This window comes from Rhizobium herbae (genome assembly GCF_019511375.1).
GTDB classification, from domain to species: domain Bacteria; phylum Pseudomonadota; class Alphaproteobacteria; order Rhizobiales; family Rhizobiaceae; genus Pararhizobium; species Pararhizobium herbae_A.
On record NZ_JAEUAO010000006.1, the window covers coordinates 225898 to 237927 of the forward strand.

General features: G+C 59.0%; 10 protein-coding genes and 1 pseudogene. 4 read left to right on the top strand and 7 right to left on the bottom strand.

Translation table 11 applies throughout. The features are described from left to right. From JNB71_RS21805 to JNB71_RS21820, 4 genes are read right to left on the bottom strand one after another with little or no spacing between them, the layout of a single operon-like run. Entirely contained in the window at positions 1–714 is a 714-nt protein-coding gene (locus tag JNB71_RS21805) for an ABC transporter permease subunit (protein ID WP_220373874.1), read from the bottom strand. 60 nt (positions 715–774) lie between these two features. Beyond that, positions 775–1590, bottom strand: a complete 816-nt coding sequence (locus JNB71_RS21810) for a transporter substrate-binding domain-containing protein (protein WP_220373875.1) — start codon at positions 1588–1590, stop codon at positions 775–777. Positions 1591–1627: 37 nt separating this feature from the next. Continuing rightward, positions 1628–2404: an amino acid ABC transporter ATP-binding protein gene (locus JNB71_RS21815; RefSeq protein ID WP_220373957.1), complete on the bottom strand. Its 777-nt coding sequence runs from the start codon at positions 2402–2404 to the stop codon at positions 1628–1630. Between the two features lie 29 nt (positions 2405–2433). Further along, positions 2434–3831, bottom strand: a complete 1398-nt coding sequence (locus JNB71_RS21820; protein WP_220373876.1) for an aspartate aminotransferase family protein — start codon at positions 3829–3831, stop codon at positions 2434–2436. Positions 3832–4005: 174 nt separating this feature from the next. Between JNB71_RS21820 and JNB71_RS21825 the strand changes: the two genes are divergently transcribed. Both JNB71_RS21825 and JNB71_RS21830 read left to right on the top strand, forming a co-directional pair. Further along, entirely contained in the window at positions 4006–4482 is a 477-nt protein-coding gene (locus JNB71_RS21825; protein ID WP_092754262.1) for an Lrp/AsnC family transcriptional regulator, read from the top strand. Positions 4483–4905: 423 nt separating this feature from the next. Beyond that, positions 4906–5835, top strand: coding sequence for a LysR family transcriptional regulator (locus tag JNB71_RS21830; protein WP_220373877.1), 930 nt, complete (start codon positions 4906–4908; stop codon positions 5833–5835). Here JNB71_RS21830 and JNB71_RS21835 read toward each other — a convergent pair. Continuing rightward, complete coding sequence (locus JNB71_RS21835) at positions 5829–7256, bottom strand: aldehyde dehydrogenase family protein (protein WP_220373958.1); 1428 nt, start codon at positions 7254–7256, stop codon at positions 5829–5831. The genes JNB71_RS21830 and JNB71_RS21835 overlap by 7 nt on opposite strands. Positions 7257–7875: 619 nt before the next feature. Here JNB71_RS21835 and JNB71_RS24760 point away from each other — a divergent pair. Further along, positions 7876–7967, top strand: a pseudogene (locus tag JNB71_RS24760) (Lrp/AsnC family transcriptional regulator); the annotation flags it as partial. Positions 7968–8051: 84 nt separating this feature from the next. On the opposite strand, the gene JNB71_RS21840 reads toward JNB71_RS24760, so the two are convergent. Continuing rightward, entirely contained in the window at positions 8052–9425 is a 1374-nt protein-coding gene (locus JNB71_RS21840) for an aspartate aminotransferase family protein (RefSeq protein ID WP_220373878.1), read from the bottom strand. A 12-nt stretch (positions 9426–9437) separates the two neighbouring features. Continuing rightward, positions 9438–10268, bottom strand: a complete 831-nt coding sequence (locus tag JNB71_RS21845; protein ID WP_220373879.1) for a GNAT family N-acetyltransferase — start codon at positions 10266–10268, stop codon at positions 9438–9440. Between the two features lie 397 nt (positions 10269–10665). On the opposite strand from JNB71_RS21845, the gene JNB71_RS21850 reads away from it, so the two are divergent. Further along, positions 10666–11943 carry an NAD(P)/FAD-dependent oxidoreductase gene (locus JNB71_RS21850; RefSeq protein WP_220373880.1) on the top strand — a complete coding sequence of 426 codons (1278 nt, stop codon included), beginning with the start codon at positions 10666–10668 and terminating at the stop codon, positions 11941–11943. The last annotated feature ends 87 nt before the right edge of the window (positions 11944–12030 follow it).

The window sequence follows — 12030 nt, forward strand, 5'->3', positions numbered from 1 at the left end:
TCATCGCCCTCGGAAGCCGCGGTCGAGCGCACGTTCGGCGCTGGAAAACGCGGTTTGACTGACTGCGGTCATACAGAAGAAGAGTGCCGCAGCGATGCAGTAGAACAGCAGCGGGGATCGCGTGATTCCTGCACCGATGGCAGCCGTCCTCATCAATTCCTGCAACCCGACGACCGAAACGAGTGACGTGTCCTTGATCGTCATCTGCCAGACGTTGTTAATTCCACCAAGCGCCAGACGCAGTGCCAGCGGAAACGTGACGCGCATAAACGTTACGCCTTTTGGCAAGGCGAGCGACTGAGCGGCTTCCAGCAGACCGTAAGGCACCGCCTGAAGCGCACCCCGGATGACTTCGATCGAATAGGCGCACGAGATGACGGCAATCGCGACCACTCCGACGATGTACGGGTATGCGTTATCAGCCGAGTCCTGATAGCCGAACGCAGCCGTAATCGCCTTCACCCACTCAATCGACCCGAAAAACAGGAGATAGATGACCAGCAACCCCGGAACGCCACGAACAAGGATGCTGTACCCGTCGACTAGTTGCGAAACGACCACGACCTTCCGCCAGCGCATTATGGCCAAGGGGGTTGCAACGAGAAAACCGAGTGCCATTCCGATCAAACCGATTGCGATCGTGACGACACTTCCTTTCAGCAGAGCCAGCGCCCAACTCTGCTCCACCATCAACACCCAAAGGTCACCCAACATGGACACAATCCCCGTGACCTGCCTTGGGCCGTGCCAAGGCAGGTTTCATGTTCGAAACGATTACTTGCAGGGAATCGTGTAGTCGTCCTGGAACCACTGCATCGAGGCTTCCTTGACCTTGCCATCGTTGATCATCTTGCAGAGGGCGGCATCGACCTTGGTCTTGAGTTCGGTATTGCCTTTGCGCATGCCGACTCCCATGCCATGGCCAAGAACGTCTGGGGCATCCATGGCCATGATCTTCAGGTCGATCCTGGTGAAGTTGGCGCCGTCAGCCGTTGCGAGAAAATCCATCCATGTCGGCGAATCCGCGAAGGCGACGTCGATGCGGCCGCTCGCGAGATCGGCGGTCAACTGCGTGACGGCGTCGTATGTCTTAAGATCGGCGCCGTGCATCCGCTTCTCCATGAACCTGGCGTAGGTCGTCCCGGTGACGACGCCGACACTCTTGCCCTGGAGGGCCTTCTCGATTTGGGCGAGGCTCTTGAGACCTGCGAGCGGGGAGTCCTTGGCGACAGCGAAATAGAGCGGTGTTGTCGCATACGGGATGGAGTAGTCGATCTTCTTCTGACGTTCGGCGGTTATACCGAGGCCGGAAATGATGACGTCAAAGCGATCTTTATCCATGGAGGGCACAAGCGAGCTGAATGTCTGTACGACGAATTCACACTTCAGTTTCAGCTCGGCGCAGATGCCGTTGGCGATATCGGCGTCGAACCCGGTTACGTTGCCGCTCGGATCGGCCATGCTGAACTTCGGCGCATCGCCCTCCGTCCCGATGCGCAGAACGCCGTCCTTTGCCGACGCGCCCGTCGCCAGTGCGCAGAGGAGAAGGCTGGTTGCAAATGCTGACTTGATGAGATTGCTGCTGATCATAATTGTTACCCCTTTTGGTTTTCGTTGTAGCCCGCTTTCAGCCGTTGGCCGCCATCACTGTCGATAGAAACCGCTTCACCCCTTCCGTTGCGGGATTTCGAAACAGTTCCTTCGGCTCGTCATCCTGCTCAAGGCGGCCGTTTTGCAGGAATATCATCCGGTTCGACACATCGCGTGCGAACCGCATTTCATGCGTGACGAGGAGGATCGTAGCCCCTGCTTCTGCCAGCGCCCTTATGACTTTGAGCACTTCACCCACGAGCTCGGGGTCCAGTGCAGATGTCGGCTCATCGCACAGCATGAGTTTTGGTTTCATTGCCAGAACACGCGCGATTGCGACGCGTTGTTGTTGCCCGCCCGAAAGCTGTTGCGGGTAGCGGTCACGGAAACTCGCCATGCCGACTTTCGACAAGGCCGAGAGCGCAACCTCTTCGGCGTCTTTCTTCCCGAGTTTCAGCACCCAAACGAGTGCCTCGGTCACGTTGGATAGGACGCTCAGGTGAGGCCAGAGATTGAAGTTCTGGAACACCATGCCGATCTGTCTGCGAAGGTTCCTGATATCGCGACCGTTGACGATCTGGCTTCGGCCGCGCTCATCAGTGACGACGGAGACGGACTTGCCCATGCACTCGATCCCACCTGATGTCGGCGTCTCCAGAAAATTGATACAGCGAAGTGCGGTGCTTTTTCCACATCCGGACGAACCGATCAGAGAGATGACCTCACCTTCTCTCATGTCGAAGCTGATACCATCCAGCACCTTCGTCGATCCAAACGTCTTTGTGAGTTCGTGAACCTTTAGAATTGCGTTCATGCGCAAAGCCTCAGATGATTGCCCATTCGTTATCCCGCCAGTCCTTGGGCGTCCAGTTCCCGCAGCACCTCGTCAACGGCAGCCCTTGCAATCGCAACCATTTCGTCGATTTCCGCTTCCGTCATCACAAGTGGCGGTGCAAAGCCCAGAATGTCTCCATGCGGCATTGCGCGCGCAATGAGGTTGCGGTTTCGAGCGGCTTGGGAGATGCGCGCGCCGACCTTCAGGCCCGGATCGAACGAAGCCCGGCTGCCGCGATTGGAAACGAATTCGATGGCTGCAAGCATGCCGACACCCCGAACTTCCCCGACGATCGGATTCTGCTCGAACTCTGCCTTCAGCCGTCGCAAGAGATAAGCGCCTTTCGTCGCGGACTGGCCCGCCAGATTTTCACGCTCGACGATATCAAGCACTGCGTTCGCCGCCGCGGCGCCGATCGGATGACCGGAATAGGTGTAACCGTGTGAGAAGGAGCCCACACGTGGCGTCGCCTCCTCTATGACCTCGTAGACTTTCTGCGAAACGATGGCCGCCGACAGCGGCACATAGGCTGACGTCAAGCCCTTGGCGACGGTGATCAGATCGGGATCCATACCGTAGAGATCCGAACCGAACATGGCACCGGTGCGGCCAAACCCGCAGACCACCTCGTCGGCAATCAGCAGCACGTCGTACTTCTTCAGCACAGCCTGGATCTTCGGCCAGTATCCTGCCGGCGGCGGTGTAATGCCTCCCGTTCCAAGGACCGGCTCCGCTATGAAGGCGCCGACAGTGTCCGGCCCTTCGGCGAGAATGAGCGCTTCCAATTCATCGGCGCGACGCTGTGAAAAGGCTTCTTCGGTCTCGCCAGGCATCGCACCGCGATAGAAATGCGGCACGCCGGTACGCAGAATCCCCGAAACCGGTAGATCCATATGATCGTGGTAAAAGCTCAAGCCTGTCATGGAACCGGAAACCACAGAACATCCATGATAGCCACGCTCGCGCGAGATGATCTTCTTCTTTTGCGCTTTCCCGCGAAGATTGTTGTAATACCAGACGATCTTCGCTTGCGTCTCGTTTGCGTCCGAACCGGACAGCCCGTAGAAGACCTTGGACATCTTGCCTGGCGCCATTCGCACCAGTCGATCCGAAAGTCGTGCGAGCTCCTCGGTCGTGTGTGCGGCGTAGGAATGGTAATAGGCGAGCTTGTAGGCCTGCCGGGCGATCGCTTCGGCGACTTCGGTGCGGCCGTAGCCGACATTCACGCAATAGAGGCCGGCAAAGCCGTCCAGATATTCCCGGCCGGATGCGTCGCGGATACGAACGCCTTTTCCAGTCTCTACGATGGTAGGATCAGTCTCCCCGGCGGCGTAATTCTTAAGGTAAGTGAACGGATGCAGAACGGTCCTGCGGTCCATCTCAGCAATTTCAACAATGTTGGTCATTTCTCAATTCCTCATGCAGCGAGGTCATCGTCGGGCTGAACGTTCCTGCCACCTCCGTCTTGCCCATCAAGCGTAGGAGTATTGCGACGACGAATTCCGGCATAGGTGTTGCCGTGACGAGGAAATCCTGCTTTTATAGCTTTCCAAACGATGAAATCCTGCGGATGTTCAGAAATGCAGCTCGATCGCCTAGATGCTCGTCTTCTCAGCATTGTGCAGAATCATAACAGGCACAGCAGCGAGGAGCTCGGTGCGATGGTCGGTCTTTCGGCCACAGCGGTGCAGCGCCGCCTCAAGCGGCTGCGTGAGGCCGGAGTGATAGAGGCGGAGGTTGCGGTTGTGAAACCCAAATCTGTCGGCCGGCCGATCGCGATGCTGGTATTGGTCACGCTTGAGCGCGAGAGAGCCGACATCGTCGACCGGTTCAAGCAATCGATCCGGCAGACGCCGGAAGTGATGAACGGCTACTACGTAACGGGAGATGCGGATTTCGTCCTGATTGTCACTGCTGAGAGCATGGAGGACTACGAGGTCTTCACCCGCAAGTTCTTCTATGAAAATCCCGACATCAAGGGCTTCAAGACAATGGTGGTCATGGACCGCGTCAAGACAGGCTTTTCAGTTCCGATCGACTTTGATCACTTTTCCTGAGGTTTCCGCCTAGGGATCCGACGTCCAAGTCCGTTCGGAGGCCGGAACGACCACCGACGACGGACGGAAAGCCGACCAGCTGCTCCAGTATTTCCTTGGCATTCATCGCAGGTTCTCCATCATGTCCAGGGCACAGCGCTACCGGCGACCACTGCCCGCATTCCAGCTCCGTTCGGAGCAGCGGTCGCGCAGTCATCGTTCGGGGATCCCTTGCCCGGGTCCGGGGGCCGCCAAATCGGCCCGCGCATTCCCGCTACCCAGTTTTCAACCCGCACCCGCTGAATAGTGCCAAGAGCAGGCCATCGGGCTGATAAGCCAATGTCGCCAGCTCCCTGATCCGATATTCAACCCAATCTCACCTTGTCGCCAAACCCTAAAGATGCCAATTAATCCCCGATGAATAACCGCTTCAGGTAGAGGTTAATGCTCACGTCCGACGATCTTGCCTTCTTTTCGGTCCTCACAGCCTGCAAATCCCTTGCCGAAAGCGCGAGAAAGCTTAACGTTACCCCTCCGGCGGTGACCCAGCGTCTGCGCGCGCTTGAAGAGAAAGTCGGGGTAAGGCTGATCGACCGCTCGGGGCGCCACCTGCGTCTTACCGAAGAGGGTTCACTGGTCGCTTCCCACAGTGTCATCGTCAGCGATGCCATCGAATCGCTTACCGAAGCCCTGGCTGATCGCAAGGGTGCGGTCCGCGGGCACCTCAGGGTCGCAGCACCTCACGGTTTTGGTAGGATCTACGTGGCCCCGGTGGTGGAGGCTTTTGCTCGAGAGCATCGTGATGCCACCGCCACCTTGCAACTGTCCGACCATCCCACGGCATTGATCGTTGACAGCTATGAGGTGGTTGTTCACATCGGGGCGTCCGCGCATCTGGATCAAGTCGTGACGACGCTGGCACGGAACAACCGGATTCTCTGCGCAAGTCCCGAATACCTAACTTCGGCTGCGCCCGTTACTACGCCCGCCGATCTGGCGCGACATCGCTGCCTTGTCGTTCGCGAGAATGAGGAGGACGTAACGCTCTGGCGGTTTAAGGGATCACGGCAGGAAAGTGCGACCGTGCGCGTCAACCCCGTCATGTCGAGTAATGATGGCGCCGTTATTCGGGATTGGGCGCTGGCGGGTCAGGGTATCATGATGCGCTCCGAATGGGCCGTTGCAAAAGACCTCGCCGACGGACGGCTCAGGCAAGTACTTCCCAACTGGAAGCTGCCGTCGGCCGATATCGTCGCCATCCTCGGATCGCGGCACGGACGAAGTGCGCGCACGGCCGCTTTCCTGACAATGCTGCGTCAGTCGCTGAAACCACCGCCCTGGAGAGCCGATCCTGCGGAGAAGCCTGGTCAATAACCGACGATCGACTTCGTTTCGAGATACTCTTCGAGCCCGTATACGCCATACTCGCGGCCGTTGCCCGACCGCTTGTAGCCACCGAAGGCGGCCGCTCCGTCCCAAGCCGGATAGTTGATATGAACCTGACCGGCACGAATGCGACTGGCGACCCGGCGTGCGCGCTCCGGGTCTGAAGACTGAACATGGGCGCCCAATCCATAGACGGTGTCGTTAGCAATCGCGATTGCCTCTTCCTCGTCCCTGTAGGGCATGATGGAAAGGACGGGACCGAAGATTTCTTCGCGAGCAATCCGCATGTGGGGCGTCACTTCGGAAAAGATCGTGGGTTGCGTGAAAAAGCCGCTGTCAAGGCCCCCCGGCCGACCGAGCCCGCCGCACAGCAGCTTGGCGCCGTCATCGATGCCGGCCTGGATCATGACCTGTACCCGCTCGAACTGAGCACGGTTGGCGATAGGGCCCATGTCCGTTGCCGGATCGAGCGGCGCCCCGACGCGGATGGCACGCGCAGTGGCGCCAGCCAATTCCTCGACTTCACCGAGCCGATGTGCGGGCACAAGCATGCGCGTCGGGGCGCTGCACGACTGGCCGACATTGCGCATTCCGGCGAGCACGCCCTTCGCTACCGCTTCGCCGAAGTCGGCATCGTCGAGAAAAATGTTCGGTGATTTGCCGCCCAGTTCCTGCACCACCCGCTTCACCGTCGGTGCGGCCGCCTGCGCGACAAGCACCCCAGCGCGGGTGGAACCGGTAATCGAAATCATGTCGACTTCTGGATGGCTGGCAAGCGCTGCGCCTACGCTCTCGCCAGTGCCGTTGACCAGATTGAATACGCCCGGCAGAACGCCGGCGTCATGCATCAGTTGGGCAAAGAGCAGAGCGCTATAAGGTGACAGCTCACTGGGCTTGAGGACAATGGTGCAGCCTGCTGCGATGGCGGGAGCGACCTTCGCCGTGATCTGGTAAAGTGGCCAGTTCCAAGGTGTGATCAGCGCACAAACCCCGATCGGTTCCTTGGCGGTTGCGGTGCCCCCATCAACCTTTGTAAATTGGTACTTCTCGAGAACCTCCATCTGGACACGGATGTGCTCGGCAGCAAAAGGAACCTGGGATTCCTGCGCGAAGCTGATCGCCGCTCCCATTTCCACGACGAGCGCTTCCGCGAACGTATCCGCTCTTTCTTTCAGGAGAGAATGCATCCTGCCGAGCAGACCAAGCCTCTCTGAAACAGATGCTTGAGAGAAAACCGGGAATGCGTTGCGCGCAGCTGCAACCGCGAGGTCGACGTGGTTAGCACCGCCCGCAGCAATTTGCCCAACAACCTGCTCGGTGGCTGGATTAACGACAGGCAAACGGGTTACATCCCCAGCTTCCTGCCACTTCCCACCAATGTAGAACTGGCTCTCGCGTCCCGTCAGCATCATTTCACCTCGCTTCACGACATTGCGGCCATTGGACCTGCCCTGCATAAGGATGCCCGCAAAGACCGGAAGATGACATTTAGGAAGTCTGAATGTTTGCTTAAGACAGGTGTTAACCACAAAGTCGCTCACACCGACTGAACAGCATGGTAGCGGGCTCGAATATGTCGTTGCTGTTGCCGGCGCCGTCACCCTCCCTACCTGGAATGCCGTGACCCGTACCTCTATGGGCTCTCAGCGCGAGGCGCGCTTGAGCGATTCCGGCAATCAAAGATGAGTAGTTTCGCTTGTTTCATTGAAGATCAGGGATTGAAGACATCTGTGCTTTGCCGTTGAGATCCCTCAACGAGACAATAATCTATGAAACGAATGTTTGCGTTTGCAGTCATGCGCGCTGATTGGCCTGGCTGCTGCCCCGTCGCAAGCGGCCTCTACCGCGTAACACCTAGCCTTCTGGAAGGTAACCATCGCGCCGCAATTTATCCAGAGTTCCGTCCGCACTAGCAGGTTGCGAAACAGCTGAAAGCGCTTCCGCTCAAGTGACTGTCGCCGGCGACATAGGCCGATCTTATCATGCGGCCATCGTACGGACGTTCAGTCGGCGTTCAGCGACCTCGGCGATATCGGCATCGACTAATATTTCGTTACGTCGTGCTGAAATCGCCGATCGTCAAATCGCGTCTGCCGCTGACCAGCCTCTTTCCCTTTTGAGCCGGCAAAGGCCAGCAAAGGCGGAGAGGCTCCTCCTAAGCGGCCATTCCGAGAGCTGCTGGAAATGACCAACTCGCCCCCGGGTCAAGCCATGAGGGCCCTGACATCCCCGTCCTCAATTGTCTGGTCGAGCGTCTTCCGTGTGCGATCGACAATCGCATCGATATCGCTGTCGGTGCAGCAAAGCGGCGGCGCGTAGCCCAGCACGCCATTTCCAAAGGCGCGAATGATAAGGCCGTTGTCCCAAGCCCGGTCGAAAATCCGGCGAGAAGGATCGGCCACGGCGGGAAGCGGCGTCTTTTTCGTTTTATCGGTGACGAGTTCGATCGCCGCCAGCATGCCTCGGCCTCTGACGTCGCCGACGAGCGGATGGTCGGCAAGACCCTGCAGCCCCTCCATAAGGCGAGCGCCTGCCCGCCGACCATTTTCCAGGAGCCCGCCCTCATAGAGCCGCAAAGCCTCGAGCCCCACCGCGGCGCTCACCGGATGGGCGGAGTAGGTATAGCCATGGCCCACGGCGGAACCGCCGGCACCGTCGGCAATGGTGTTATAGACGTGGTCCGTCATGAAGACCGCGCCCATCGGCGCATAGCCGGAGGTCAGGCCCTTGGCGACGGTGAGAAAATCGGGAACCACATCGTCTTCGCTACAGGCGAAAAGCGGGCCGGTGCGGCCAAATCCGGTGATCACCTCGTCGGCGATGAACAGGATGTCGAGTTCGCGGCAGAGATCGCGCATCGCCTTCATCCAGCCCCTCGGCGGCACCAACACCCCACCGGAACCTTGGATCGGTTCGGCATAGAAAGCCGCCACCCGTTCGGCGCCGATTTCCTCCACCTTCCGTCGCAGGGCCTGCCGTGAGGCATTGATGATCGCTTGTGGATCGGTACCCACAGGATTGCGATAGACATAATGCGAGGGGATCTTGTGCTGCCACTCGAACGGTATGCCGAAGCCGGCATGGAAGGCGGGAAGAGCTGTGAGCCCGGCGCCCACGGTCGAGGAGCCGTGATAGCCCTGTTCGAGCGAGATAAACTGGTCTTTCTGCGGGGTTCCCTTGGCGTGATAATAAAAACGGATAAAGCGAACCGTGCTGTCGATCGCATCCGATCCGCCAAGGGTGAAATAAACATGGTTGAGATTGCCCGGCGCCCGCTCGGCAAGCGCCGCGGCAAGGCGGATCGCCGGCTCCGAACCGAGACCGAAATAGGCAGTGGCGTAAGGCAGTTCCCGCATCTGCCGCGCGGCAGCCTCAACGATGCTTTCATGTCCGTACCCCGCATTCACGCACCAGAGACCGGCAAAGCCGTCGATAAGCTGGCGGCCGGTCATGTCGGTCACGGTCGCGCCGGACGCAGAGGACAGAACGCGCACGCCAAGCTTTTCGTGGGTGCGATAGGCGGCGACCGGATGAACGAGATGGGCGCGGTCGAGTTCGATAAGGGAGTTGCTGTGCATCGTTGTCTCCGTTCAGCCGAAAGCCTGATTGGCAAGGGCAAAGGTTGTGACATGGGGAGATGGATTGGTCTCGCCGCCGCGCCGCATCGCCGTCGCTCCACCGACATGGACGAGTCCAAACTCGGCCAGCCACTGCGACAAGCCTAGGTCCTTGGGTGTGTCGATGCGAAGAAATCTGTCGCTTCGAGCCGCTATTTGGAACAGGATGAGCTTGCGGGCATCCTCCGCATTCTCCGCCACCACGGGACCGATGACCTCACCGCGACCAAAGGACCGCGTTACTGAAAAACCTACGACATGCCCATCGCGCCGGATCACCGCAAACCGTCCGATATCCTTCATATAGAAAATCAGCTTACTGCGATCAGCGCCGAAGGCGACATTGTCCAGGGCGGCTATTTCCGGGAGATCACTGGGTTGCATCCACTCGACATCCATCGGCGCCTCAACGGCCGCGCAGATGCCCTGACATTGCAGGATGTCGCCAACTTGGCGGAAGCCCACCTTTTCATAGAGCGGCAGGCCTTCCTGGGTCGCGATCAGTCTGCACGGCACATCGCGAGCACCATTAAGGCCCGCTTCCATCAAGCGGCGGCCGAGCCCACGTCCGCGCATGGCTTCGGCGACGATGACCATATTTATGGTGGCGCAGCCTCCAAAGCGTGTCGTGAGTGTAGTACCCACGACCTTTTCGTTATCCAGCACGACCACGCCTGTGCTCATTGCAAGTGCCGTTTCCCAATCCGCCAGCCTGTGTGGCCATCCGGCCTGTCGTGAAAGCGCCAGCGCGCCTTCAAGATGTTCAGTGCCAAACGGAACCATGTGGAGTTGGGTCATATGCATTGTCTGGATCCCTGCTTCTCTAAAGGGAAGAATAACGTCAGCTGAAAAGAAGATCGTCCCGACAAATGGAGACGGGCGACATCTTTGACCGTGTTGGAGTGCGGTCACCGCATCTTATGCTGACAGCAAATCCACGAATGGCTCGGTGCCTCAGCGGTTCGCGGGCGCAACTCTCTGCCAAATACCGACGAAATTCGGAAGAATCTGCTTCGCAGAGTGGCAATTGCGGCCAGTTGCTCTGCATAGCCTTCGTAGAATTGCTCATACGAAAGCGCCTCGGGCATAACCAAGGACCAACTCGATGATCCGACACCGATCGAAATCCACGAGCTTAGGTTACTGGAGTGTAGTCCCAATGTTCATGTATTCCGGCGTTGGCCTCTAGCGGAGCAAGGCGATGAAGTTCGAATCCTACTGGCACGACACCGCATCGAAATTCGCGGGCGCCTGCGTTGACCCCGTCGATGGCCGCTATGATGTTGTCGTTATCGGCGGGGGCTTCACGGGACTCGCCGCGGCGCGGCAGCTCGCAAAGTCGGGTGCGCGCGTTGCCGTGCTGGAGGCGAACCACGTCGGCTGGGGTGCATCTGGCCGCAACGGTGGACATCTCAACAACGGGCTTGCCCACAGCTTCATCGCCGCCAAGGCAGAGCTTGGAAAAGAACGCGCAGTGGCGCTTTATCGCGCGCTCGACGACTCGATCGATACGATCGAAAAAATCGTTGCTGAAGAAAAGATCGACTGCGACTTCCGTCGAGCGGGGAAACTGAAGCTGGCGTCAAAGCCGCAGCATTTCGACGCCATCGCCCGCAATTTCGAAGCGGTTCATCGGGAGGTCGATCCGGATACCGCGCTGCTGAGGGCGGATGAACTCAAGACCGAGGTCGGCTCTCCCTTCCACGGCGCAATGCTGTCCAAGAAGAGCGCCATGATGCATATGGGCCGGTATGTCGTTGGACTGGCCGATGCTGCGGTCAGGCATGGCGCCACGATATTCGAAAGGGCTTCGGTAACACGCCACACAGTTTCAAGCGCTAAGCACCGGCTGGAGACCTCTCGAGGCGAGGTGACCGCCGACCATGTCCTGGTCGCGACCGGTGCCTACACGTCCGGAGCCTCCTTCAACTATTTCCGGCGCCGCATCATTGCCGTCGGCAGTTTCCTGATAGCGACCCGGCCTTTGACCGCAGCTGAGGTGGCGGCCACCATGCCGGGCAACCGCACCTGCACCACCTCCATGAATATCGGCAACTATTTCCGCCTGTCGCCTGACAACCGGCTGATCTTCGGCGGCCGCGCCCGCTTCGCCGCGACATCGGATCAACGTTCGGACGCCAAGAGTGGCGCCATCCTGCGCGCTAGCCTCGCCCAGATATTTCCGCAGCTCGCCAATGTCGAGATCGATTATTGCTGGGGCGGCCTGGTCGATATGACCAAGGACCGGTTTCCCCGGGCGGGCTATGTGGATGGCGTCTGGTATGCAATGGGCTATTCGGGCCATGGTGCGCAGCTCTCGACCCATCTGGGAATGATTATGGCAGACGCCATACTCGGCAAGGCGGATCGCAATCCGCTCAAGGGTCTCGAATGGCCCGCCGTTCCCGGCCATTTCGGCAAGCCCTGGTTTCTGCCACTGGTCGGGCTCTACTACAAGACCCTCGACAGATTTCAATAGGCGGCCCCTCCTCCTCCCCCTGCCGCCAACTAGGGCGCGGATCTCACGATCCGCGCCTCCTTTTTTAACCGATGGAATAGCTCAACG